Annotated in this window: 25 protein-coding genes and 1 pseudogene; 18 read left to right on the forward strand and 8 right to left on the reverse strand. The window is 40.6% G+C overall.

Translation table 11 applies throughout. The features are described 5' to 3' along the window. Positions 1-119: 119 nt before the first annotated feature. A complete protein-coding gene (locus HWQ58_RS04255) occupies positions 120-785 on the forward strand; it encodes a Uma2 family endonuclease (protein ID WP_292858202.1) in 666 nt (221 codons plus the stop codon). Between the two features lie 269 nt (positions 786-1,054). Next, positions 1,055-1,375, forward strand: a complete 321-nt coding sequence (locus tag HWQ58_RS04260; protein WP_292858204.1) for a hypothetical protein — start codon at positions 1,055-1,057, stop codon at positions 1,373-1,375. Between the two features lie 157 nt (positions 1,376-1,532). On the opposite strand, the gene HWQ58_RS04265 is transcribed toward HWQ58_RS04260, so the two are convergent. Beyond that, positions 1,533-1,748: a hypothetical protein gene (locus HWQ58_RS04265; RefSeq protein ID WP_292858206.1), complete on the reverse strand. Its 216-nt coding sequence runs from the start codon at positions 1,746-1,748 to the stop codon at positions 1,533-1,535. A gap of 535 nt (positions 1,749-2,283) precedes the next feature. Between HWQ58_RS04265 and HWQ58_RS04270 the strand changes: the two genes are divergently transcribed. The 3 genes from HWQ58_RS04270 (at position 2,284) to HWQ58_RS04275 (ending at position 3,774) form a co-directional block, all read left to right on the forward strand. Then, positions 2,284-2,826, forward strand: a complete 543-nt coding sequence (locus HWQ58_RS04270) for a Uma2 family endonuclease (RefSeq protein ID WP_292858291.1) — start codon at positions 2,284-2,286, stop codon at positions 2,824-2,826. A gap of 33 nt (positions 2,827-2,859) precedes the next feature. Continuing rightward, positions 2,860-2,958, forward strand: a complete 99-nt coding sequence (locus HWQ58_RS38325) for a hypothetical protein (RefSeq protein ID WP_366837333.1) — start codon at positions 2,860-2,862, stop codon at positions 2,956-2,958. A gap of 69 nt (positions 2,959-3,027) precedes the next feature. Beyond that, a complete protein-coding gene (locus HWQ58_RS04275) occupies positions 3,028-3,774 on the forward strand; it encodes a DUF561 domain-containing protein (RefSeq protein ID WP_292858208.1) in 747 nt (248 codons plus the stop codon). Positions 3,775-3,942: 168 nt separating this feature from the next. On the opposite strand, the gene HWQ58_RS04280 is transcribed toward HWQ58_RS04275, so the two are convergent. Continuing rightward, positions 3,943-5,091, reverse strand: coding sequence for a DegT/DnrJ/EryC1/StrS family aminotransferase (locus HWQ58_RS04280; RefSeq protein WP_292858210.1), 1,149 nt, complete (start codon positions 5,089-5,091; stop codon positions 3,943-3,945). Positions 5,092-5,418: 327 nt separating this feature from the next. On the opposite strand from HWQ58_RS04280, the gene fetB reads away from it, so the two are divergent. The 3 genes from fetB to HWQ58_RS04295 all read left to right on the forward strand — a co-directional run bounded on the left by fetB (position 5,419) and on the right by HWQ58_RS04295 (position 8,123). After that, entirely contained in the window at positions 5,419-6,195 is a 777-nt protein-coding gene (gene fetB / locus HWQ58_RS04285; protein WP_292858212.1) for an iron export ABC transporter permease subunit FetB, read from the forward strand. Between the two features lie 436 nt (positions 6,196-6,631). Then, positions 6,632-6,850 (forward strand): hypothetical protein, encoded by a 219-nt coding sequence (locus HWQ58_RS04290; protein WP_292858214.1) that lies wholly within the window; start codon positions 6,632-6,634, stop codon positions 6,848-6,850. Between the two features lie 442 nt (positions 6,851-7,292). Beyond that, positions 7,293-8,123 (forward strand): hypothetical protein, encoded by an 831-nt coding sequence (locus HWQ58_RS04295; RefSeq protein ID WP_292858216.1) that lies wholly within the window; start codon positions 7,293-7,295, stop codon positions 8,121-8,123. A gap of 521 nt (positions 8,124-8,644) precedes the next feature. Here the strand turns inward: HWQ58_RS04295 and ftsH3 are convergent. The 4 genes from ftsH3 to HWQ58_RS04315 form a co-directional block, all read right to left on the reverse strand. After that, positions 8,645-10,486, reverse strand: a complete 1,842-nt coding sequence (ftsH3, locus tag HWQ58_RS04300) for an ATP-dependent zinc metalloprotease FtsH3 (protein ID WP_292858218.1) — start codon at positions 10,484-10,486, stop codon at positions 8,645-8,647. A 118-nt stretch (positions 10,487-10,604) separates the two neighbouring features. Beyond that, positions 10,605-11,393, reverse strand: coding sequence for an aminotransferase class IV (locus tag HWQ58_RS04305; protein ID WP_292858220.1), 789 nt, complete (start codon positions 11,391-11,393; stop codon positions 10,605-10,607). Positions 11,394-11,410: 17 nt separating this feature from the next. Further along, a complete protein-coding gene (locus tag HWQ58_RS04310) occupies positions 11,411-11,830 on the reverse strand; it encodes a GNAT family N-acetyltransferase (protein ID WP_292858221.1) in 420 nt (139 codons plus the stop codon). Between the two features lie 100 nt (positions 11,831-11,930). After that, positions 11,931-12,716, reverse strand: a complete 786-nt coding sequence (locus tag HWQ58_RS04315) for a hypothetical protein (RefSeq protein ID WP_292858223.1) — start codon at positions 12,714-12,716, stop codon at positions 11,931-11,933. 452 nt (positions 12,717-13,168) lie between these two features. Here HWQ58_RS04315 and HWQ58_RS04320 point away from each other — a divergent pair, with 452 nt between their 5' ends. The 6 genes from HWQ58_RS04320 (at position 13,169) to HWQ58_RS04345 (ending at position 20,244) form a co-directional block, all read left to right on the forward strand. Further along, complete coding sequence (locus HWQ58_RS04320) at positions 13,169-13,678, forward strand: hypothetical protein (RefSeq protein WP_292858225.1); 510 nt, start codon at positions 13,169-13,171, stop codon at positions 13,676-13,678. 97 nt (positions 13,679-13,775) lie between these two features. Beyond that, positions 13,776-14,612, forward strand: coding sequence for a hypothetical protein (locus tag HWQ58_RS04325; protein ID WP_292858227.1), 837 nt, complete (start codon positions 13,776-13,778; stop codon positions 14,610-14,612). After that, positions 14,546-15,577 (forward strand): hypothetical protein, encoded by a 1,032-nt coding sequence (locus tag HWQ58_RS04330; RefSeq protein ID WP_292858230.1) that lies wholly within the window; start codon positions 14,546-14,548, stop codon positions 15,575-15,577. The genes HWQ58_RS04325 and HWQ58_RS04330 overlap by 67 nt, the downstream gene beginning before the upstream one ends. 528 nt (positions 15,578-16,105) lie before the next feature. Continuing rightward, positions 16,106-18,211 carry a dynamin family protein gene (locus HWQ58_RS04335; RefSeq protein WP_292858233.1) on the forward strand — a complete coding sequence of 702 codons (2,106 nt, stop codon included), beginning with the start codon at positions 16,106-16,108 and terminating at the stop codon, positions 18,209-18,211. A 51-nt stretch (positions 18,212-18,262) separates the two neighbouring features. Then, on the forward strand, positions 18,263-19,054 hold the full coding sequence (locus HWQ58_RS04340; RefSeq protein ID WP_292858236.1) for a dynamin family protein: 792 nt from the start codon (positions 18,263-18,265) through the stop codon (positions 19,052-19,054). Then, positions 19,033-20,244: a hypothetical protein gene (locus tag HWQ58_RS04345; RefSeq protein ID WP_366837340.1), complete on the forward strand. Its 1,212-nt coding sequence runs from the start codon at positions 19,033-19,035 to the stop codon at positions 20,242-20,244. The genes HWQ58_RS04340 and HWQ58_RS04345 overlap by 22 nt, the downstream gene beginning before the upstream one ends. 106 nt (positions 20,245-20,350) lie before the next feature. Here HWQ58_RS04345 and HWQ58_RS04350 read toward each other — a convergent pair whose 3' ends face one another. Further along, positions 20,351-21,568: an acetate kinase gene (locus HWQ58_RS04350; RefSeq protein ID WP_292858242.1), complete on the reverse strand. Its 1,218-nt coding sequence runs from the start codon at positions 21,566-21,568 to the stop codon at positions 20,351-20,353. Position 21,569: 1 nt separating this feature from the next. Between HWQ58_RS04350 and HWQ58_RS04355 the strand changes: the two genes are divergently transcribed. Both HWQ58_RS04355 and HWQ58_RS04360 read left to right on the forward strand, forming a co-directional pair. Further along, positions 21,570-21,893: a hypothetical protein gene (locus HWQ58_RS04355; protein ID WP_292858245.1), complete on the forward strand. Its 324-nt coding sequence runs from the start codon at positions 21,570-21,572 to the stop codon at positions 21,891-21,893. A 170-nt stretch (positions 21,894-22,063) separates the two neighbouring features. Next, positions 22,064-22,942, forward strand: a complete 879-nt coding sequence (locus tag HWQ58_RS04360) for a M48 family metallopeptidase (RefSeq protein ID WP_292858248.1) — start codon at positions 22,064-22,066, stop codon at positions 22,940-22,942. A 137-nt stretch (positions 22,943-23,079) separates the two neighbouring features. On the opposite strand, the gene cimA is transcribed toward HWQ58_RS04360, so the two are convergent. Continuing rightward, positions 23,080-24,771, reverse strand: a complete 1,692-nt coding sequence (cimA, locus tag HWQ58_RS04365; protein ID WP_292858251.1) for a citramalate synthase — start codon at positions 24,769-24,771, stop codon at positions 23,080-23,082. Positions 24,772-24,846: 75 nt separating this feature from the next. On the opposite strand from cimA, the pseudogene HWQ58_RS04370 reads away from it, so the two are divergent. Together HWQ58_RS04370 and HWQ58_RS04375 are read left to right on the forward strand one after the other, a co-directional pair. After that, positions 24,847-25,186: pseudogene (locus HWQ58_RS04370) on the forward strand ((2Fe-2S)-binding protein). 17 nt (positions 25,187-25,203) lie between these two features. Continuing rightward, on the forward strand, positions 25,204-25,593 hold the full coding sequence (locus HWQ58_RS04375) for a hypothetical protein (protein ID WP_292858255.1): 390 nt from the start codon (positions 25,204-25,206) through the stop codon (positions 25,591-25,593). Positions 25,594-25,720 lie beyond the last annotated feature (127 nt).

Genomic DNA, 25,720 nt, shown 5'->3' on the forward strand with positions numbered 1-25,720 from the left:
TTGATAGACCCCTGACATTGGATATCCCTCTTCTCATTAAATCTTATTATCTCATCTGTAGCCAGCTTTTAGAGAATTAGTATTAGTTGCTCTGTCCTTCAATTACGAATTAATTAGCCATGATACTCCAAGCCAAAAATCAATTAACTTTGCAAGAGTTCTTGAATCTTCCACCAGGCGAGGGAGACATAACTTATGAACTTGTTGATGGTCAAGCAATTCTTAAAATGTCACCCAAATTTTTTCTCGCGAAACTTACCCGCGTTCTTCTCAATTTGATTGAGCAATCGTGTGAGGAGAAAGGAGAAGTTTGCCTAGAATGGGCTGTTGCATTAACTCGTCGGGGACTAGATTGGATGCCAATTCCAGATATTTTATACATTTCTTATGAGCGTTTACCCGCCAACTGGGATGAAAACGAAGCTTGTCCTGTTCCTCCTGATTTGGTGATTGAGATTATTTCCCCCTTCGGGTTCGAGAGTGACGCTCCTAACGTCGCTAACGCTGCGCTAACGCAATCGGCGGAAACCGCCAAGACTGCGACTCTCTCACCAGGGCAAATCTTTGGACAAATGGCGGCTAAAGCCAAAGACTATTTGGATGCTAAGGTGCTGCGGGTATGGGTATTAGATAGTAAAGCCAGAAGTATTACTGTTTTTTATCCAGATGCAGCACCACAAACTTACATGGGAGAAGAATTACTCACAGATTCCTTATTTGAAGGACTGCAATTTACTGTTGAGCAGGTGTTTCAAAAGGCGAAAATACCATTCACTACTGAATAGCATTTTACATCTAGCACAATTCTCTTGCTTTCAACATCCATCAAAATTTCAAGTGGCAGAAGGTTTGTCTAACTTTAACCAGTTGCTTGAGCAACTTATCTGGTTAATTTAGATGGTAGCTTTATTTCTGCTGTACTATACTAATAGTTTAGCTGATTAATTCATCCATTTGTAGGAGGTAATTAGCAAGGGAATAAGTATACTTTGTTTATAATCAGACCAACACTAATATGGTTGGAAACTGTATTCACGCAACCGATGTATCAACTATGTTAAACTTAATATTCACCAAATGTATAAAAATAAAACCATTGATGGTTTCAACAGTTTTTTTACTAGTTGTACAGACTTCTGCCAATGCTGAACAAGCAGTTCCTAGTTTGACTCCAAGACAAGCTCAACATTTATCCCGTGACTTGGTTCCATATAATTCTCAAGAATTTTTTAGACAAGGAAAAGATTCAATTGAGAGAGAAATTCAAATTCTTAATCAAAGGCAACAGCGCCCAATTAAACCTATTCTTAAAATTGATTCAGTACCGCAAAGCAAAAGACCACATACTCAGCAAAAACCCCAACCTCTTATCTAAGTAAGAATCATCACTCTCCTATCGCTCCTTCTTGCGCTGTTAATTCTTAAGCTGTAGCACATAAGCTATATCCCCAGGTATCAGAATTACTATGTTTTGCTTTTGGATAACATAGGTTTTGTATTTTCAATATATTTTGCAATATAAATTTACAGTTTCAATCGTCTAGCAAACTCATCAACGCTTGAATTTCAACGTCTTGCTCTTGCGGCTCTGATAATTGAGACTGTAACTTTAATAATTGACTCTGTAATTCTTCTGCTACATGAAGCATATCAGACTCTTGTGCAATTTTTAGTTGATTTTCTTTAATTTTGATTTGTTTAAGCAAGTTATTTTCAACATGAATTGAGTTGTAATGTTGAGCAATCATAGCTTTACATTTATTATCAATCTATGGAGTGCAATTAAATTTTTCACCTATGTATTATTCCATACTTTTGTCATTTTTTAAATATGCCGATGATTTAATCTTGATGTTCATAGTTTTTAGCCCGTTCTATTCTTCTCAAAATTTTGGGAATATTGAATTAAGGACTTCCAGTGAAAAAACATCCCATGTAGGGGCGTACATCTGTGCATTGGTGTCAACTTAAGCTGAAATCTCCTGAATGCATGAGTTTTGCCCTTATACCATTTCACTTTAAGGTTGATACATTTAGGTAAAGAAGGGCAGAGGAGCAGAGGAGAAAACTCCGCCTCCGGGTTACATAGCTTCAAAAAAACGCTATTTTTACGGGGTTCGAGTTCAGTTATTAACAACTAAAAATGGTATTCCAGTAGTGACGGATGCGCTTATTGCCATTCACGATCGCCTCAAAGGGACGACTCTATTTGAGGCGATCGCACCTGGAGAGGTCTGTTGTCTCCATAATATAGATACAGGGCGTGTGATAACTAGAGGTTTTATGTCCCTAACGCTTGAAGACTTGGAAAAAATGCAGCAACAGCATCCTGACTATCGCATGGAATTAGTTAAGGGTAATATTATTGTCATGAGTCCATCAGGATACGAATCAGATGAGGTCGCAGCTGAAATGGTAGCCCAGTTACGTAACTGGGTTAGACCGCGCAAACTGGGACGAACAGCAGCTTCTAGCGCTGGTTTCAGGTTGCCTAATTCCGATTTACGCGCACCGGACGCCTCATTTGTTTTAGCCGAACGCTTGCGTCGCAGTCCCAAGTCTTTTGCTCAATTGGCTCCCGATTTGACTGTAGAGGTGAAGTCCCCTAGTGATAATTTAGAGGAGCTGAGAGCCAAAATTCAAGAATTTCTGAGTTTGGGAACTAAGGTAGGAATTTTGCTCAATCCAGATGAGCGGATTGTTGAAGTCTACAACTTTGGACAAGAGGCAATAATACTTCGTGATGGCGATATTTTAACAGTTCCCGAACTTCTCCCAGGATGGGAAGTACCAATTGCAGATTTGTGGCCCCTAGAGTTTGATTAGGATAGTGGTAAAAGACCCTACAGACTTAGATAGATGGAACTAGAAGTTTATGCGATCGCTTTCAGTGCAGATGGCAAAACTTTGATTAGTGGCGGTAAGGATAAAATTATCAATATTTGGCAACTACCATAGTGATTTAGTCTCTCATTAACTGAGGGACGGTAGAATATACCTAATTTTCGTAGCTTCAAAAGCCAAACTATGACGATGCATTCCACACTCCAACGTGCATTTACTAACCGCCGCGTTCTGAAAGTGATTAGCGGCTTGAATAACTTCGACGCCACTAGCATTGCTGCTACTGTTAAAGCTGCTGAATTTGGCGGTGCTACTTTTATTGATATTGCCGCTGATCCAGCTTTAGTCCAGTTAGCTAAAAGTTTGACAAATTTACCTATTTGTGTATCAGCAGTAGAGGCAGATAAATTTGTGCAAGCAGTGGCAGCTGGTGCTAATTTAATTGAAATCGGGAATTTTGATTCCTTCTATGCTCAAGGACGCCGTTTTGAGGCTCTAGAAGTGCTAGCACTGACTAAGCAAACTCGCGCTCTTTTCCCAGAAATTACCCTATCTGTCACCGTTCCCCACATCCTGGAACTAGATCGACAGGTACAGCTAGCAGAAGAACTGGTGAAAGCTGGAGCAGATATTATCCAAACCGAAGGCGGTACTAGCAGTAACCCAGTTCACCCCGGAACTCTAGGATTAATTGAAAAAGCTGCTCCAACCTTGGCAGCAGCTTTTGAGATTTCGCGTGTAGTGTCAGTGCCAGTATTGTGTGCATCAGGCATTTCTAGTGTTACTGCACCGTTAGCGATCGCCGCTGGTGCTGCTGGTGTTGGTGTTGGTTCTGCCATCAACCAACTCAATAGCGAAGTCGCAATGATTGCTGCTGTGCGCGGTTTAGTAGAAGCCTTAGCGACTGCAAGAGTGTTGACTGACAAGTAGGGCATTGGGCATTGGGCATTGGGCATGAAGAAGAGACAAAGTAGACAAGGAAGAGGGGGGAGACTTGGGAGAGATTTGTTCAAGAATTCCCCCTTGTCCCCTTGTCCCCTTGTCCCCTTGTCTCCCCTGCTCCCCAATCCCTCCTGCCTCTCTGCTCCTCCACTTCCCTCACCCCAAACAATCCTTCAACGCATAAATCACCTGGTCTTGCTGCTGTTGTGTCAGTTCTGGGAACATAGGCAAGGATATAACCTCATGGCAAGCTTGCTCTGCTATTGGTAAGTCCCCAATTTTATAGCCCAGACTTTGATAAACTGGCTGCAAATGTAAAGGATGGGGGTAGTAAATCATTGAACTCACGCCTTGTTCTTGCAATTGAGTACGCACCCAATCTCGATATTTGGCGCTAGAACCATTGCGCCCTTCGCCGGATATGCGAATGGTGTATTGATTCCATACCCCCATACCCCCAGGTAATTCTTGGGGTGGGACAATCCCCGGAATTTGGCTAAGGTACTGGTAGTAATAATTGGCGATATCTCGGCGGCGATCGTTCCAAATATCTAAATAACGTAACTTAATTTGCAAAATGGCTGCTTGGAGAGCATCCAAGCGGCTATTTACACCGATTTCTTCGTGTAAATATCGAATCTTACTACCATGATCTCGTAGTATTCGCAGTTTAGTGGCGATCGCTGGATCGTTAGTCGTTATTGCTCCACCATCGCCGCAACCACCAAGATTTTTGGTAGGGTAGAAACTAAAGCAACCAATATGTCCAATACTTCCTACTTTTTCATCAGCCCAAATTGCCCCTGTAGACTGAGCGCAATCTTCAATGATTGACAAATTGTGAGACTGAGCGATCGCCATTAATGATGTCATATCCACAGGTTGTCCAAATAGGTGAACCGGGATAATCGCTTTAGTGTTGGGTGTAATCGCCGCTGCGACTTGCTCTACATCTAAATTAAACGTAGTCGCGTCAATATCAACGAAAACAGGCTTTGCACCCACGGCGCTAATCACTTCAGATGTCGCAATAAAGGTAAAAGGCGTTGTAATCACTTCATCGCCTGCACCAACGTCCAAGACTCGTAACGCTAAGTAGAGCGCATCAGTACCAGAATTACAAGCCACACATTCAGTAACAGTATTATAAGCGGCAAACTGTTGTTCAAAACCTTCGACTAAGGGGCCGCCGATATAGCGACCAGAAGCCAAAACCTCTAAGACAGCTGCACTTACTTCTGCTTCGATAGTGGTGTATTGCTGCTTGATATCAAAGGCAGGGATGGGATTTACACTTTGGATCATGAGTTCTCATTTTATCGGGAGATACAAAGGATGCACTTCGAGAGTCAATTTTTGCTGATTAAATTATTAATCAAAGAGGAGCTACTAAAAGACTATCGCCCAAGATACGCATCTATTAGGGTTTTTACTTAAATTGTCGTGCGGGAAACCACTGCACATTTAATTTACAGATAGTAGGCATACTAGGTGTTTGCCATGTTAAGGTCGTACCATTTGGAATTTTGAATTGATGAAAGTGATATATATCAACCAAGATCCAACACCTGGAATCAAAGTTCCTCTTGTGTAGGCTGCCTTGAGAAGAAAATACTAGGAGATAGAAAACCCATGCAGGATCTAATCAAGCTGGATTTCGGGGATTTAGCTATTGCTGTGGGATTGATGGCGATCGCAATTGGTTTATCTGCTTGGGAAAAATTAGGATTAGAGTTGAACCTAGCCCTTGCGACTGGGAGAACCATCTTACAACTTCTTGTATTGGGATACATTTTAGATTTCATCTTGGCTTTAGACAATGCTTGGGCAGTTTTGGCGCTATTAGCAATAATGCTGACAATTACGGCGATTGTCGCACGAAATCGCATTACTCCAAAAATTCCTCATCTGTTGCCTTTGGTGTGGGGTGCAATTTTAATTAGTACTACCGTGACAGTGTTTTACATCAACTTCTTGATCGTTCAACCAGAAAGATGGTACGAACCACAGTATATAATTCCCCTAGCAGGGATAGTCTTAGGTAATGCTACCAATGCAGCTGCGATCGCAGGCGATCGCCTTGTCAGCACGATTAATTCCAGCCATCTCGAAATAGAAACCCATTTAAGCTTAGGTGCAACTCCAGAGCAAGCAGTTAGCCAGTATCGCAAAGACGCCATCAAAGCCGGATTGATTCCTACTCTCAATCAAATGATACTCATAGGTATGGTCGCAATACCAGGAATTACCACCGGACAGTTATTAGCTGGTGTCAAACCTCTAGATGCTGTCTCCTACGAAATTTTAATTATGTTCATGGTTGTTTTTGCTAACTTGTTGACAACAGTTTTAATCACGAAGGGGTTGTGTCGGCAATTTTTTAATTCTGCCGCGCAGTTGGTCAGATGAAGGGATTAATCTAAATCCAAAATAACTATTTCATTTCCTTGTAGGGGTGCACAGCTAGCTATGCGCCCCTTTCAAGTCTCTACACATTGAAATATGAAAATATTTTGGAAACGCATCTATCCTATGAAGTATTTTATGCAAAGCATAAATAAATCTTTATATGGTTATTTAAAAATAATGTAATTTCAGTATTCAAACCTGACGCTGTAAAGCTGAGAACTCAACGTATTGCCGTCTATCGGAGATAACAGAACCAAAAGAGGAATGTCATCATTAGGAGATGTACGTTTGGGCAGGGATGTCAAGTAGGTGAAATATTTATTAATATTATTAATAGATAGTAAATGTAAATTCAGCGTCAGGAATCTGAAAAAAATTCCTAATGGCAGGTATTTAGCATCAATCACCAGATTCTTCACTAACGCAACAGAAGATTATGAAAGACCAAGAACGATCAAACTCTAAGGAATTCGTCGGAAATCTCAAAAATGGGATTTGGCTGTTTGGGCTGTCATCGTGGGTATTTGGCATTACCGATCGCAGTATCGCTTCATTTGCAGACGGGTATCTATCTGCTTTGGATTTGACGCAACTATTTACGGCGGCTACGTTCTTTGTGGCGTGGCTATTTTTGAAACCGACATCCAGAGTTTAAGAGCGCCAATTAGTTGAATATCAAGTAAAGATTCGGAAAGCTATCTATTTAAAGGAGAACACTTTTGATCGCCATAAGAGGTGCTACACAGGATGCATGGATGCTTTCGCATTCAAAAAAATCAGGGTAATTCTGTAAAATCTCAGAATTATCCTGATTTCTAATTTTCACACAGTATCATAGACTACAAAAACTTTAGCGATCACTTTTCGGTAAAAAAGTTTTTGGTTTACCGATAATGATAATTCATCTTTCGATATGATTGTCTTTACTTTCTCTAGCAGTTTCTACTTCCTAAAAATGAGCTATTGACCACTGACACAGTAGCCGAAGAGAAGGTGTGGAGTTACAGGAATTATTGTTTAGTCAGGTGTTGCCTCCTGAATTCATCGAAGGCACTAGCACTCCATATTAATTTAATCTCCGGTATAGGAAGTTGGCAGTGTTTATCGAGTTCCGAAATTACACTAGCTGTATTCAGTCAAATAATTTAGATTCAATTGAACTGGCTATCAGTCGTATCCTTGAGCTTGAAGGTTGCCGTCGCATTTCCCAACCACCTCAACCCTTATCAAATGAGGAATTGCGCCAAACTCCCTGCCTGCTATTACCCGACCTATGGATTGTCGGACTGTTCGTTAGCACTCCGGGATGGACTATAGTGAAAACCGAACCGAATGAACTACTATGCCGTCGGGCTAGGGGTGCTTCTCGCCCTCGGCTATCAGAACTAGCTATGCAAATTGGTTGCAATGCTTTTCACTTCGGCGCATACGGTCATGATGGTATCCTTCTGGAAGCAGATGCTATGGGTCAGACGTTTATTTCTGGTAGCGTTGACCGTATAGAAGAAGAAGAAAACCAGTTTTATGACGAACAGATTAATGCAAATGGGTACTCACAATTCTTCTTACTAGATATGCCAGAGGAAATACAGGCAGTTGTGAAAGCACCTTCCCCTGAACAGCAACAGGAGAAAGACAGAAGGTTGTCAGAATTAGATATGTTGAAAGGAACCGAGGAAGAGCCATTTGATGCCCAGTCAGAAATCGGAGAATTACTCAAGGGCCATTCTTGGCGAATAGATGAAGCTTTAGAGTCTCTGCTGGGGGGTTCCCCCTCTTATTGGCATATCTGGAAGAATAATTTGTTTTATCTAGCTTACACCCAGCAACAGCAGCTTGCTGCGGACGGGGCACGGTTGCTGTATTTCCAACCTGCCGAACATTATCGGCAACTTGATCCGCTGTACGAAATTCAAGGATACTATTAAGATTTCTGTGCTTGTTAGGTTGCAAATAAGCAGAAATATTTAGCTACGGCTATAACCTCCATTTAGATTCCAGATTGCTATAGATAATTTTTAACCTAATTTACAGAAGAGAATAACGATGTACACCAAGTTCACGCAGTCTTTATGCTGATATTTGGTGCGTTATATCCATCTTCACCCTTACTAAGTATGAGTTGAACGCGAATAGCGTCTTGTAGAGAGGGTGGGGAATAAGAGAAGAGCGAAGTCGTTAAATTGTAGATAGATTGTATGTTTTTCCTTTTAAAGTAAGAGTTCTAGCTTTTTTGATTTGAGTGTATCTAAAAAATTTTTCTAATTTTCCGGAATTAATTATGTTCATCTGGTAGTCTTTATCAGAGAAGCGATTTATACTGAAACTCTATAACGAAACCTTTGGGGTATATAACCCCACAAAAAAGCCCAGTCTTCATGACCGGGCTTTTTTAACAATAAGGAGTTACGAATTGTTTTTAACTACTAACTCCTAACTACTCATTAAATTAGGCAAACGCAGCGGTTGTCACATCGTTATTCGAGAGAATTTCTTGCAACTCTTCAGCGTCTACTGTTTCTTTATCAACCAGCATTTGCGCTAGCTGATCTAGAATGTGGCGGTTGCCTACTAACACTTCTTTGGCGCGTGTATAGGCTACATCTACAAGTTTGCGAACTTCTTCATCAATGGCAGCAGCGGTTTCTTCAGAAAAATCACGCTCTGACATGATATCGCGTCCGAGGAACATATTACCTTGTTGACGACCAAGGGCAACAGGGCCTAAGCGATCGCTCATCCCAAATCGGGTAATCATCTGACGGGCAACACGGGCTACTTGTTGTAAGTCGTTGGAAGCACCAGTGGTAACTTCTTCTTCACCAAAGATTAATTCTTCAGCAATTCGACCACCCAAAGCCACAGCCATCTGATTTTCTAGATAAGCGCGGCTGTATAAACCAGTGTCCATCCGGTCTTCGCTAGGAGTAAACCAAGTTAAACCGCCTGCGCGACCGCGAGGAATGATGCTAATTTTTTGTACTGGGTCGTAGTCAGGCATCAAAGCACCAACTAAAGCGTGACCAGCTTCGTGATATGCCACCAAGGTTTTGCGCTTTTCGCTCATTACCCGGTCTTTCTTCTCTGGTCCAGCTAATACGCGATCGATCGCGTCATTGATTTCATCCATCGAAATTTCAGTCAAATTCCGGCGTGCTGCCAAAATTGCGGCTTCATTCAACAGATTGGATAAATCAGCGCCAGTAAATCCAGGGGTACGACGGGCGATTTTATCCAAGTCCACATCTTTCGCCAAGGTTTTGCCACGGGCGTGTACCTTGAGAATTTCGCTGCGTCCGGCATAGTCGGGACGGTCTACCACAACTTGACGGTCAAAGCGACCAGGACGCAACAGCGCTGCATCTAGGACATCGGGACGGTTAGTAGCGGCAATAATGATGATGCCAGTGTTACCTTCAAAACCGTCCATTTCTGTAAGCAGCTGGTTGAGGGTTTGTTCCCGCTCATCGTTACCACCACCTAAACCTGCACCCCGTTGACGACCTACGGCGTCAATTTCATCGATGAAGACGATACAAGGAGCATTGGTTTTAGCTTGTTCAAACAAATCGCGGACGCGGGATGCACCCACACCGACGAACATTTCCACAAATTCCGAACCGGAGATTGAGAAGAAGGGTACACCTGCTTCACCAGCTACAGCACGAGCTAGGAGAGTTTTACCTGTACCAGGAGGGCCAACTAATAGCACACCTTTAGGAATTTTTGCACCAACGGCGGTAAAGCGATCGGCGTTTTTCAGAAAGTCTACGACTTCGTTTAATTCCAACTTGGCTTGGTCAATGCCAGCGACATCGCCAAATGTCACCTGGGTTTGTGGTTCCATTTGCACTCTGGCTTTGGACTTACCAAAGTTCATCGCTTGGCTGCCTGGGCCACTTTGAGCGCGACGTAGCAAGAAGAATAAGCCAACCAAAAGCAATACAGGGAAAAATAAGCTGCTCAGTGCCTTAAACCAAAATCCTTCGTCGGTTTGGGGCAAAACAGAAATATCAACGCCTTTAGAAGTCAGAGTATTGATTAATTCTGGATCGTTAACTAAGGTAACAATCCGTTTAGCCGGGTCATATTTGGGTGTAACCAGTGCTGTGGAGCGATCTGCACTCAAACTGACTTTTTCTACTCTGCCTTGTTGAACTTCTTGAATAAAGCGACTATATCGCCATGTCTCTCTGCTTTGGGGTTGTTTGTCAAAAAATGCTGTTCCCAGCGCAATGACGACAATAAACAGCAGCGCGTACAGCCCTGCATTTCTCCATCTTTTATTCACTAAGGTCTATCCTCCGGTATTTTTCGCGCAATCGCCTAGCTTCTCTGCTCGGAAAGGTGATTATTAAGATTTATGTTAACTTATCTTAAGATATAACAAATTTGGCGTGGATGTCATGCTAAAAAAGCTCCCTTATTAGCTGAAAACTATGATGGTAGGGATTACATTGTAGCGACCCTGAAGGCAGATGAACGGTATGAATGGGAATAATTTCTACCACACTATTAGTGTAGGCGATCGCTTCAAATCTCTGGACTAACTCGACGCTCCAAGTTTCTTCTCGCACTGGCTGGTGGTAGTTTTGCAACCAGTTTACAAGTTGCGATCGCATAATTCCCGGCAAAATTCCGGCCTTTATTGGTGGCGTGTACCAACTGCGATCGCACCATCCCCAAAGGTTGCCTGTACTAGTTTCTAGCCAATTTCCTTGAGTATCGACTAATATTGCTTCTTGAGCATCTAAGCTAGTTTTTGCCAACCAAGCACTCAAATAGTTTCCAGTTTTATGAGAGGGGAGAGAGCGAGAAAATTCAGGACTAGCAACGGCGCATATAATACCATTATTTTGTTTTTCTGTCAAATCTTGGGGTAAGAATCTACCAGTTATCCACTCGCGTCCATCGGGAAAGAGGGTAATTCTGAGAACGGGGAAGTGTAGGAGAAGAATTTGAGCGCCTTGACGCAGACGATTCCAATCGGGTTGCTGCCAACCAAAAGTTTGTAGTGAGAAAAGTAAGCGATCGCAATGTGCTTGCCAATTAGTTAAATTACTATCTAGGGAGTTCTGATAAACCCGCAATGTTGTAAAAACAGTTGCCCCATAAAGTAAACCTGGATCGTTAATGTTTAATTCTAGGGTTTGAGAGTGAATTAATTTGCCGTCATACCAAAAAATATTATTTGTCACAACCAAATTGCTTGTTGCTACAACTCCATTGAAAAGTGATGACTTGTAATGCTCATACGCTGCATGAGATAAAACCTGTGGGCTGCAAATCGCTGAACACCAGAATCCAGACTCAGGTGTTTACAGTCATAATTTCTGGCATATTCAATTAGCCACTGAAATAACTGTTGGCCATAGCTATGCGATCGCTGCAACTCATCAACAACTAAATCATCAATGTATAAAAACTTTCCCGATGCTAAACAATTAGAAATGCGAAATCCAGCGATCGCTACAGCTTGCTTTTCTACTTCCAAGAATACAAGTTGATATCCTTGTGTCATTTGATATCGAACTTGTTCTACAAACTTAGTCTGCTCAAGATGAGGGCGCAACTGGGAAATAACAGGAAAACACCCTAACATTTGAGATTCAGATTCTGCCAATTGTATTGACATTAATATTCCCTTACTCAAGGATGCGTGAGAAATTTGAAAAAATTGGGCGAATCAAATACTTTACTACACTTGCAGCTAGCAACTCGTTATAAATAATAATTTAATCTTTAGGCGGAAATATAATTTCATGAGTACCTTCAGTAGTTGTAACTATTTTTCCTCCCAAAGCTTCGATTTCTTTAATTGCGCGTTTCTGAGTTTTCTCATCGACATGATTATTTAAAACCATTGACCATGTAGAAATTTGAGCGTATTTACTATTAGGATTTCGACTCAGAAATTCAGCAGTTCTTTGGGAAGTATTAGCTATCAGCTGACTCTCTGGATCAGAAAATTTACTTGCCCAGTTTGCCGCCGTTGCAAAAGACTGTTGGGCAGCTTGAGCGTTGCCTAAAAATAATAACTCATCAACTCCTTTAAAACGCCATATATAATAAGACTTTTCGGGAACTGACGGAGATATTGATTTTAAGCCTTTCTCTGACAATGCGATCGCACGTTCTGGCATACCAGCATACAATGAAGTACTAATCGAAAGACTGCGATACGCTGCTAAAAATCGCGGATCGCGTTCTAGGATAACTTCAAAATATTCTGGACTTAAACTGTAACCTGTTTTATCCCGAATTTCATCATCTCCAAAATATTGAAGAAAATTGAGATAAACCAAATCTGCAATGAAGTTATCATAACCAAAACTAGGCATTTTTTGGAGAAAGTTAAGGCGGATATTTTCAGATTTTATTTCTTTTTCTAGAGTTTCTAAAGAGGCTGATTGTTTTCTATTTATTAGTTTTTGCAATTGGGGGAATTGAATCAAGCCAACTCCTAAAATACACATATAAATTACAAAATGTGTAGCAAAAGCCTGACGAGATAACAACATATTTTCCTTGGCTTTATGATCGCAGTCATATTATTGTATACATAGTGGGATAACAAAAGTCAGCCCCACTTGTGCGTCTAAGCTTTGCTAGCTTAGAGAAAAAAAGTTGACTCAGATAAATAAAATAATTAGTTAGTGTTAGTTTATACCTTAATCTCGCTTTTGCTCTGAGATATACTTTAGAGCCTATTTATAAAGTAAATATGGGGAAACCCCTACCGCAGTGCTGGATTCACTACAACGCAGTGACTCCAAAATCTAAAATGATATTATTCTTTTTCTAAGATAAATTTGGCTTTTGGAAATCATAACTTTTTTTAGTAAAAATTTCTTAAATTATTAAGTTCTTTTGACTTTAATTACTTTTTTTTAGTAAAAGCCTGAAAATTTTTGACATAACCTATAGTTGTATCTTGTTTATATTTAAATCTGTCCGTAACCTCTAAAATGTCATGGTAAATAATACTTTTAACGAAAACACAGAAAGTAATGGTCAAGCCATCGGGAACGTGGAAAATAATAGTCATTTTAGCAAACCAAGTAGTGAATTTAAAATAAAAGTTAAGAAGCTGAATGCCAAAGGAGAAGGATTCAATATTGATGAAGTTATTGATGCTATTCAAACAGCTATAGTTGAAGTAGTCGAGCTAGAAATTACCACTTGGGTTCCAGAATCATCTACTCAGTTAGAACAACCAAAAGAGCAGCAAATTGCTCAACCAGGTAATAAAATGCACACTATAATTAATCTAATTGATGGTGATATAACTAATGAAGTTGGTAGTCAATTTGTTGGCAGCGGTCCATATACAGAACTTCGCGAATTTCATCTAACTCAAATCAAAGAAAGTCGGGAAATTATGCAAAAAAACATTGAAAGTTTGCAGAAGTTGTATGGATTTTTTCTAGAAATTATGAAATCTCGTAAAACTTCACAACAATCGCTATCCCGTCCCCAGTAGTTGATATTTATTAATTGATATTAACCCAAAAATACCTACAGGATATGAGCTTATCCCTACCTGTAGGTTAATTTGCTTTAGAGAAATCAAGGAAATTATGATTAGGCCTAACAAAATTCAAGAACAAGCTAAAGATTTACTAGAAAAAGTAGTCTCATCTGTACATGAATTAGTTGATGATATTACAGCTTTAGAAATAAATACGATGGTTGTGGAGCAAATTACTGGTGCAAAGTTTAATGCTTGGCAAGCGTATGAAGAGATTTATTCAATAAATGACAAAGACTACTTTGATAGCAAAGGAATTCCAAATCCAGACGATTTAATAGAGCCAGAAAAAACTCAAGCTCAAGAGCTACGCAAGCGTTATACAAGTCTATTTGCACAACTTGAAAGAGAATATTTTTACATTCTCCTTGAACAAAGTACTGAGACTAGTGAGCCAGACTCCAGAATAATCCAATATCAGGAGCGTCTTAAATATCAGGTAGAACATAAAGCAAATATTGTTCCAACTGATGAGGTATACATAAAGTTAGCTCGACCAATATTGCCTGCTCCAACTCCTGTTGCAGATCGAGAAGATAATAATCAAAAAAATTTGCGGCAAAGGTGGCAAGAGATTGAAAAACTTTTGAATAATGATAAATTTATTCGGACACTGCGGAAAATGTCTGAGCTTAAAGCTGCACTTAATGGTGGTAACATTACTAGCGTAGATATTGATATTATTTATGCTCAAACTGTTATGCAGTTAGATGGAGATATTATCAGCCGTTACAATAAAAAGCTATTTCAATTATCTGAAGGTGATAGAGATTTAATCCTAAAAATACATAATGAAGGGGTAGTTGCTGGAGAGAAACAGTGGCGTGGAACACTAGATTTTCTGATTGGTATTGTACAAAATATCGCAAAGTTATCCCGACAATGAACCCCGATAAAACACACACAGATCGTGAAGCTGATGTTCAACTATCTTTTTTTGTGCAAATACCTCAAGGTACTCCTATTGAACTTGAAATTAAGGTTGAGCCAGGACAGTATGCTTTTTATCTAAATAAAGCAGTTTTAAAACAAATTGAGGAAGCGCGAAAAATAGGCTGCTCTGTGTACATTCCGCCAAAATTAATAGCTTATCTTTTGTACAACAACTGCTTTATTGATAATACTATACAATACCAAGAATTAGTAATTGCTAAAAAAAACTTTAAAACTTTAAAACTTTTTTACGATACTTTTATAGTAAGTTTTATCAGATTACTTTGGAGTAAATTATTACAAAATAAATTAAATTTACAGTACGGGCTTACTTTTAATTTGTATTTTAGAGAAGATACATCAGCTTTATATTTGTGGAAAGAAGAAGATATTGTTTTACAAAGTAATATTTTATTTTATGGCGACATAATTTACAAAATTAGGAGTGATTTTATCCAAAATCCTCAGTGTTTAAATATTGTTTCTGTGCATTATTGGCTTATTGAACAAATACTAACCTGTCTTCGGACTAAATTAAATCTATTAATTTGGGAGATAGCTTCTATTTTTCCTGCTGGTTTTCTAGTTTACAATCTCCATCTAGCAAATTGGATGATATTAATATTTGCTTGGTTAGGGTTAACTATATTATTTGCTACTACCCGCTATATAGTTGTTAATCAACTTCAAAGGCGTACTTCCATCAACTCTAAATTTATAAATAGGTTGATATGGACACTGATTTGTCTCATTCCTAGCATTATGATTAGTGCTACTACTAGCTTGAGTAACATTACTGCCTTATTCTTGCCGCTTTTGTCACTGATCGCCCCAAAACTTGCAGAGTACATTTTAATTGTTACACAGGGGCAAGTTGTTAAATTGATTATGCGTCCCTTATTAAGAAATTTAGATTAAACAGAACTACTTAACTCTCTTTTTTCACTCTCGCTAGAGTAAAATCTAAAATTTTTACTCAGAATTGAGCCTTGAATATTCTTTCTCCAAAATGATTAAAAAGTGTAAACCTGAACGTTTAGTTTGTAACTTTGCGTTGTCAAAGATGACAGTGCTTCCTGTTAGAAGATTTATTATGTCTTATTCATTGATGAAAATATAATTTGTATTTTTGATTACAATATAGCCAATCTTCATAGTCATCAAAGCAAGACTATTATCATGAAGTTTAGCTAAAGTCAAACTATTAGACTGAAATGCTGGGCTAATAAATCTTTTGAGAAAAGTAGGAAAATGGGTCGAAGTTTTTGCGATCGCGTCCGAAATTATCTTTAATGCTCTTGAATCATTAAGTATTGCTCAATCAGACGCGGCTGTACTGCATATATCCAGTATATCTACAACTGAGTTAAATTTGCCAGATTAAAAGTTATTCCAGTCAAGTCCAATAACTTGAGTAGTCAGTACATATCTTAAAGGAAAATTTGTATGATTGATAATCCTTTTTTCAATTCTTTTGATGATTGGTTTAATTTGGAAGCAGAAACTGACATAGAGGCTAATTTACCAGAAGTAAACAACGATGAATTAGAAAATGCTTTATATTCAGTTCAGGATTATAGTGAACCATCAGAATGTGAGGAAGAGTCAAATTATCTAGGTTATTCATTGGAAGAACCTGTTATTGATGGTGTTCCAGAAGCGATAAATACTGCTGTTGTTGAGACAATTCAGATTGTTGTTTCAGGTGTAGTAGAAGCTGTCAGTGAGCATTTCTCAAAAGCAGGAAATACAGATGATAGTGTTTCTAAATCTGTAGTAGATGCCAATACTATCGAAACTCAAATACCATCACCTCCACTTTCAGAAGATTCTCATAACTTGACTGAGTGGATTCACTTGTGGCTTAATGAGTGTTTGGTATTGTCAAATTCTTCTGGTTGTGAAGACATTACTACTGAGTTAAAAGCACTAAACTCACGATGGGAATTGCCAGGTTTCCGTCTAGCGTTTGTAGGTGAGTTCAGTCGTGGCAAAAGTTCTTTAGTCAACCGCTTATTAGATGCAGATATCCTACCTGTTGGCGACCTCCCAACTACAGCGACCTTAACTTCAATTGTCGCAGGGTCAGAAGACCGTATGAAAGTTCAATCTTCCAAAAAAGGCTGGGAGACTCGTCCAATGGAAGCATTATCTTGGAGAGACTTAACAGCTATTGATAAAGATGGTACTGAGCAAGACGTAATTGGCCAAGTCCATTTAACATTAGCCCATCCCTGGTTACAAGCACTTGACGTTGAATTAATTGATACACCTGGAGTAGGAGACTTGAGCGGTCGTCGTGCTGCTCTTGCACTCGACGTGTTGAGCCAGTGTGATGCATCTGTCCTAGTTGTCAGTGCTACATTACCTTTCAGTATGACAGAAGCAACTTTTTTAGAACAGGAAGTAATGGGTCGCCATATTCCCAGGATTTTGGTTGCTGTTTCCAAACTTGACACTATTCCTGAAGAGGAAAGGTCAGAGGTATTTAATAGTATTCGTAAGCGAATAGCAAAAATTTCCTCAACAATTCCTGTTTTGCCGCTCTATCCTATCAATGATAGTAATTCAGAAACTGAAGTATTTGAAGAAGTAAAGGCTCAGATTGAGTCAATGGTAGCAAAAGGCGATCGCCGGATATGGCGTAGCCGTAAAATTGCAGGTCAAATAACAGATTATCTTTCACATCTAATCAAAGCTGGGGAATTAGCAATCTCTACGGCTGCGATGGATGCAGCAGAGAAAGAGAGCGCCTTAATTAAAGTAGACACGGAAATACAAAATGCCCAAATTGACTGGGAAAGAATTCGCTTGAATTTGGATCAAAAACGCTTACAGCGTGTCGAGGTGCTACAGCAAAAAGTTCTCCAAGCCAAAGCAGAGTTATTAGAAAATCTTTCTCTAGAACTGAAAAGAACCCAAGACCCTAAAACTTGGTGGGAGCAAGATTTACCCTTTCGGTTACGACGCAAACTTTTCCGGTTGAGCCAACAATTAGAAACCGATGTTTTAAAAGCTTTAGCTCTAGATTTTCAGTGGCTAGAACATGAAGTCGAAAATAGCTTCTCAACTCGTATAAATTCCGAATATATTGATACTTTAGAGGCAGTTAAAATCGACTTAGATTTACAGCAAATGTCGCTAACTGAAATCGAAAACTATCGAATCTTTACACGACTTGGAGGCAGTGCTGCTACAATCTGTGGCTATGTTTTTGGTGGCCCAATTGGAATAGCTGTGAGTACGACAGTATGGGTAGTGAGTGAGCAAGTTATTAAGGAAAAATTGCAGGGACAGCGAAAGTTACTTAATCGAGAACTAGAAAATAGTCTTGACCGTTCTATTGATGAGTACTTTAAACGTTTAGCAAATCGTCTCCGACAAGTATACAATCAATTGAGTGAGGAGATCCAAGAGGAAAAAATTGCTTGGCAAACTACCTATAAAATTGCCTTAAATGGTAATAATGAACAACCGGAAAACCAGTGGATGCAAATAATTTCTCAAGCTTCTACTTTGAAAAAAGAAATTTCACGGGTACTATTGCCCTAAATTACATTGATTTAAAGTTCATCAATCAAATAAATCTGTAAGGAGATTATCATGGGAGATCAAACTGTTACATACCAACAGTATGAAGCGTTTAAAAAGAAACAAAATGTGCTGGCGGATTTGATTAAGCGCCACTTAAAGCTAATTAGTTCGCTAAACATGACTCAATCAGAAAACTCACTCCAACAACTAAAAACTCTAGTTCAATCAAATAGCTTTAAAGTATTGGTTTTGGGAGAATTTAAGCGTGGTAAGAGTACTTTTATCAACGCTCTGCTGGGTGAGAAAGTTTTACCTGCGTATGCTAGACCTTGTACTGCGATCATCAATGAAGTGAAATGGGGAGATAGTCGTCGCGCTTTATTACATCCGGCAAAATCGGCAGATAGCCCTGTGCCTCAGCCTGAAGAAGTTCATGTTAACAAAATTGAAGAGTATGTCGTCATTAAAGATGATGTCAGTGAGATTAATAGCAACCCTTATGAAAAGGTTGAATTATTTTGGCCTCTGGAACTTTGTCGCAATGGAATAGAAATTATTGATTCTCCTGGACTGAATGAGCATGATATTCGCCAGAAAGTAACAATGGACTATTTGTCTAGTGTTGATGCAATACTGTTTGTACTTTCCTGTGAAGCACTGGCTTCTAAGTCTGAAATGGATGTAATTGACAACACCTTGATTCCTACAGGACATAAAGATATTTTCTTTATTTGCAATCGCTTCAATATGATTGAAGACGAAGAAAAAGACAGCATTAAGCAACATGGAATCAACAAACTAGCTCCTAAAACAAAACGTGGTGCAGAACGAGTGTTTTTATCGATGCCCGTGGTGCTTTAGGAGGGAGACTACAAGGTGACATTGAGCAAGTTGAAAATTCAGGTTTAGCTTTGGTTGAAAAAGAACTAGAAAAATTCTTGGCCAACGAAAAAGGTAACATCAAAATTCTTAGACCTGCGGCAGAACTCCAGAGAGCAATTTATGAAGCGCGAGGAGTTATTCCTCAGAGGGAAACGATGTTAAGAACTGATTTTAAAACCCTAGAAGCTCGATATGAAGCTGCTCAGGAGCCACTACACCGCCTGCAAATTCAGCGAGAGCAGATAGTGCAACGCATCTCTAATTTTTTGGAAGATATCAAACAGACTATTAGTGCTGAAGGCTCTAGTTTCTATCGCCGTCTGGCTGACAAAGTTGTGAGCGATTGGGTGAAAACGTTAGAAACCCAAACATCAATGGTGTTAACTAAGTCTCAAATTGAAAAATTAATCAAGGAGGTGACTGACCAACTTTCCCGCAAGATGGAAAATGAATTATTAGTCTGGCAAAATGAAATATTACAACCTTTAGTTATTAGCCGTCTAGAACGTCTTACCCAAGAGATAGATGAACGTGCCAACGAATTTGTACATCAATTAGATAGCCTGAAAATTCAAGTTGTAGGTAGCATAGTTTCTATAGATGATCTCAACATCAAAAAAGTTAGTGTAATTGAAAGAGTACTTGCTGCCAGTGGAGGATTTTTGTTAGGAGGAAATATTGGATTAGCCGGAGTTGGTGCTGTTTTTGGCTATCAAGAGATGGCAAAGGCTATTATTCCTCAGCTAATCCTTAGTGTGGCAGCAATTACTCTAGCTGCTGCAAATCCTTTGTTGATATTTGGAGCTATGGCTGGTGGTGGACTCATTCAGGGATTTTTGACTGCAAAGTCTACAAATGACAAGATTAAAGAGGAAGCTGCTAAACGATTTGCAGCTTCAATTCGTGATTCAGCACCACAACGAGGTGATAAGATAGCCGAGGCTCTAGTCACAAAGCTAACTGAAATTCAAAACTCAATAAATCACAGTCTTGGTCAAGAGATTCAAAAGTTTCGAGAACAGGTCGATTCAATCCTGAAAGAAAAGCAACAAGGACAAGCTAAGGTTGATGCAAAAATTAGTGAGTTACAAGTACTTAGCAGACAATTAGATGATATTGATCAGGAATTAGATGCTCTTGTAGCGCGGGTTGCTCTACCAAATTATTAATAGATAATTTCTAAACAAATAGTGTTAATTTAGTCAATCTCTTGAAGGGGTTGGCTCTTTTGGTGGGGATTTTCTATGACAGTTGCAAAGTGAGTAAATCCTGTTTTTACTTATGCAAAAGTTGCCAACATTGTTGAGCGATCGCCCAATCTTCTTGAGTCTGAATAACTAATATCCGTACTGCTGAATCGGGTGTAGCAATATCCTCATCCACAGGCTGCTGTTGATTTTTCTCAAGGTCTATTTTCAGTCCGATAAAACCAAAAGCTTCACAGGCGGCTTGGCGAATTTCCGCAGAGTGTTCACCTACGCCTGCTGTAAACACTAAAGCATCTAATCCCCCCAAACTAGTAAGCATTGCGCCGATACCAGAACGTAAGCGATGCACGTAGATATCCCACGCCAGTTGTGCGCGGGAATTACCTTGAGCGATCGCTTCTATCACTTCACGCATATCGCTAGATACACCCGAAATTCCCTTTAACCCAGAAGCTTTATTTAATACCTCATCCAACTTTTCGATAGAGTAATTGCAGTGCCGCAACAAATAAATTAGAATCCCCGGATCGACTGAACCAGAACGACTACCCATCATCAATCCTTCTACGGGCGTGAATCCCATAGTGGTATCAATACTGCGACCGTTTTTAATCGCCGCTAAAGAGCAACCATTACCCAGATGGCAGATAATTAACCGCTCAGATGCAACATCTCGACCGAGAATTTGGACAGCACGTTCAGAACAGTATTGATGACTGATACCATGAAACCCGTAGCGACGAATACCTTGCTCTACCCACTGATATGGGCCGGGATAGATTGCTGCTGCATCGGGTAAAGTGGCATGAAATCCGGTATCAAAGACTGCTACTTGAGTGACATCTTCTAAGATGTTTTCAATTGTTTCTATGCCTTCCACAGCGACTGGATTATGTTCGGGAGCAAGGTTAGACAGACCAGCGATCGCCTTTTTGACATCTTCCGTAATTAGCACACTATCTCGATAATCTTCTCCACCATGTACTATTCGATGCCCCACCACATCGATTTCTGATAAGCGATCGATTACCTTGGTAGCATCATGATTAAGTGTATTAAGCATATAGGTGAGGTGCGCTTGTGGCGAATCACCAGAGATTGATTTTTGCAATGTTCCACCCGTAGCAGTTTTCACCTCAATTTCTGCCACACCCCGATCTTGAGTCCAGTTGATTTTCCCGAACCAAAGGGGTTGAGGTACTTGGGTGGGCAAAGCTGCATCTATAATTTCATACAGACAACTCTTTTGGCTGCTCGATCCAGCATTCAGTACCAATATTTTCATAGTGACAACAGAAAAAGACATCTCCTTTGATCGTGTCACTAATTCTAGCTTCATGCTTAGTACAGTTTTGCGTAAAAGCGTAGCGTTTTTAATGCAAGCCAACGCATTAACAATGCAAGCCACTGCATTAACAATGCAAGCCAACGCATTAACAATGCAAGCCACTGCATTAACAATGCAAGCCAACGCATTAACAATGCAAGCCACTGCATTAACAATGCAAGCCAACGCATTAACAATGCAAGCCACTGCATTAACAATGCAAGCCAACGCATTAACAATGCAAGCCAACGCATTAACAATGCAGGGTATTGCCTTTCATTAATTCGCTATGAATTAATGAAATGCTGTACTTAGTTTTCTCAAAGACGGATAAGGGTTTTAAGAGTATGCAAGAAAGAAAACCCCCTACTGAAATCGTTATACTAACTGTGGGAGGCTGTTTATCTATCCAGCCAAATTCCATAATTGTGTTTTTTTATAGCTTGCTGCACTATGTCCTTTTTCAAAACTCCGCTGATTGGTTTAAAAGCTGACTCATTTCGTCATCCATTAGACCTGGAAGCTACTAGAGCGCTCAAGCAGATACCAGGCATAGATATGTTGGTGCGAAATTGGCTCGGCCCAATGGCAGAGCAAGTTTTCTATGTGGAAAATATTGCCTCTAGCATTTTGGTGGGTGAAAAGCAACTGCCTGATTTATACAAATTGTTGTTAGATGCCTGTAAAATCCTGGATATAGATCCTCCCCAGTTGTACGTTCGGCAACATCCGGCTCCCAACGCCTACACTTTTGCTGTGCGGGGTAAGCAGCCTTTTGTTGTGCTACACACTTCCCTGATTGATATTCTTACACCAGAGGAAATACAGGCAGTAATCGCCCACGAGTTGGGACATCTCAAGTGTGACCATAGCGTTTACTTGACACCTGTAAATTTACTAATATTAGCTGCGGCGATTGTGCCCAATGTCGGCACCTTTGTTGCCCAAGCCATACAGGCGCAACTTTTGGAATGGGTACGTTGTGCTGAGTTTACCTGCGATCGCGCCGCCTTACTAGCGACCCAAGACCCGAAAGTTGTCATGTCCGTGTTGATGAAGTTGGCAGGTGGTTCTCCCACCTTAGCGCCCCAACTGAATCTCGATGCCTTTGTTGCCCAAGCCCGCGCTTACGATGACATCAGCAAGACAGAACTGGGTGAAATGGTCAAAGCTGCCCGTACAGCTCAATTAACCCATCCAGTGCCAGTACTGCGGGCGCGAGAAATTGACCGTTGGGCAAGCAGCACAGAATATCAAACTCTGTTGCAAACTCACGGACTGAAATCTACTAATAATGAAGTTGCACCCAAAGGTGGATGGCGCAATTGGTAGAGCTTCTATTTACAACCGCTTTTTCGCTACACAAGCACAAAATTGTTAATAGATGGCAAGAAGCGATCGCATTTTGGCGATCGCTTCCCCTGCTTCTCGAAAAACACAAACTTTCCCTACACTACATATCCCTTTTGTCAACTAGAAACTTTTAAAGCTGCTTCTGCTTGGGAATGTAACAACAAACCGTATTCCAATCCCTCCACCACCGCTTGATAGGAAGCTGCCAAAATATTGGTAGAAACTCCTACCGTTGTCCAGCGTTGACGACCATTGCCTGATTCTACCAACACACGGGTTTTCGCCGCAGTGCCCGTATGTCCGTTGAGAATCCGCACTTTGTAATCTGTTAAATCAAAAGTTGCAATTTGGGGATAAAAGTTCACCAAAGCCTTGCGTAAAGCTGCATCCAAAGCGGCAACGGGCCCGTTACCTTCTGCCGCCTCCAAAATATTTTTCCCGTCAACAGCGACTTTGACTGTAGCTAAGGCATTGCTAGTTTCTTTCCCCTCAATCAAGTCACAGTGAACTTGAAAACCTTTGACTTCAAAAAACTTTCGGCGACCTCCCAAAGCTTCGTGCATCAACAGTACAAAACTGGCCTCTGCGGCTTCAAATTGAAATCCTTCGCTCTCCAAATCTTTGAGGCGCTGGAGAATTTCCCTAGCCTCTGCCTTTTGTTGATCCAATTCAATCCCAAAACTGCGGGCTTTGGCTAAAACATTGCTCAGTCCAGACTGTTCCGAAATCACGATCCGGCGACGATTCCCGACTTGTTCCGGCTGAATGTGTTCGTAAGTCAGAGGATTACGTTCCACTGCTGATACATGAATACCGCCCTTGTGGGCAAAAGCCGAACGTCCCACGAAGGGAGCGTGTTCATCTGGCGCGAGGTTGACGACCTCACTCACAAAACGACTAGCTTCTGTAAGTTGTGTAAGCTGGTCTTCTGTGATACAACTGTAACCCGCTTTCAGTTGTAAATTGGGAATTAACGAACAGAGGTTAGCATTACCGCAACGTTCACCGTAACCATTTATTGTGCCCTGTACCATCTTTGCCCCTGCCATTACGGCTGCTATTGCGTTAGCAACCGCCATTTCCGAATCGTTATGAGTATGAATTCCAATTTGGGGCATTGGTGATTGGGGATTAGGGATTGGGGATTGGGAAGAGTCTTTCCTAGTCCTCATTCCCCAGTCCCCAGTCCCCAGTTCCCCAGTCATACTTACTACATCTTGAACAATTTGGCTAATTTCATGAGGTAAAGTGCCACCATTGGTATCACACAGGACTAGCCATTCCGCACCAGAGGCGATCGCAGCCTCTAATGTCTGTAAAGCATAATCTCGATTGTGCTTATAGCCATCAAACCAATGTTCGGCATCGTAGATAATCCGACGACCTTGAGAACGGAGGTACTCAATTGTGTCGCGAATCATCGCCAAATTTTCTTCTAATGTCGTCTTGAGTCCTGTTGTCACATGTAAATCCCAAGACTTGCCAAAAATCGTTACCCAGCGAGTTCCCGCAGCCAAAATATCCTGTAACATCGGTTCGGTGGCGGCAGTAGAGTTGGGGCGGCGAGTCGAACAAAAAGCAACAATTTCAGCTTGTTTAAGCGGATCTTCTTGGAGTTGCCAGAAAAATTGTACATCCTTGGGATTGGCACCAGGCCAACCACCTTCAATAAAGGGAATACCCAGTTGATCGAGTCTACGGGCAATGCGTAACTTATCTTCTATCGATACAGATAGACCCTCGCGCTGAGTGCCATCCCGTAATGTAGTGTCATAGATCCAAAGTTGAGGTGAAGAATTTGTGGTCATAAAACTGGGACCGACGAGACAACTTTCGAGGCAATGTGTCAATATACAACAAAAAGCCAGTTTGGCAATTTAAAAATGCCTAAAGTACTAGCAGAAGGTAAAACAATTGATTGCAAGCATAGAAGCAATCTCCGCAAGATTTTGCTGCAAAATAGTATTGATCTCTACAATGACGGTGCTAAGGTGATAAACTGTCGGGGCATTGGCAGTTGCGGTACCTGTACGGTTAAGGTAGAGGGCAAAGTATCAGCAGCGAACTGGCGTGATCGAGCACGGCGTTCGCTTCCTCCCCATTCTTCTACAACAGACTTGCCTAAGGAACAGTCAAACTCAAGTTTTAGGCGATGTGAAAGTGACAAAGTTTGATGGATTTTGGGGACAAGGTTCTCGAATAGTGTGGACACCAAAAGGTTAAAAAGGAGTTAAGACAAGATGGGTAGATGGACACCCTTAATTTTAATGGCTGGAGGTTTAGCCATTCTGCTTGGTACATTACTGGGCATCAACTTTCCGATGGGCGTACAAACTGCTAACGCTCCCAGTGACAAGAAATCAGAAGTCCTGCCAGCTAATATCAATGTTAATAGCAGTGCTGGCAGCAAGAATGAAGAAACTGCAACAGAAGGAAACGAAACGACTGAAACAAACCAAAATAGGCGCACTATTGTAGCCCCAAGACCCGACAACAGGAGTGATGTTGCCCAGAATTCTGCTGATGACTCAACTGACAGTACAACAGACGGCAATACAGATTCTTCAGAAACAAGCACACCATCTAGCGATCCAAATCAAGGCAACGAACCAATTCGCGCCTTGTGGTAACGAGCAGATCCGTCTTCAGACCCGTCTTTAGTTACAAGTTATAAGTTATAAGTTATGAGTTATTAGTTATGAGTTATTAGTTATGTACTAATGATAAATGGCTAATGATAGATGACTAATGACTAAT

The sequence above is a fragment of the Nostoc sp. LPT genome, from assembly GCF_017115165.1.
In the GTDB taxonomy this organism is placed as follows: Bacteria; Cyanobacteriota; Cyanobacteriia; order Cyanobacteriales; family Nostocaceae; genus Nostoc.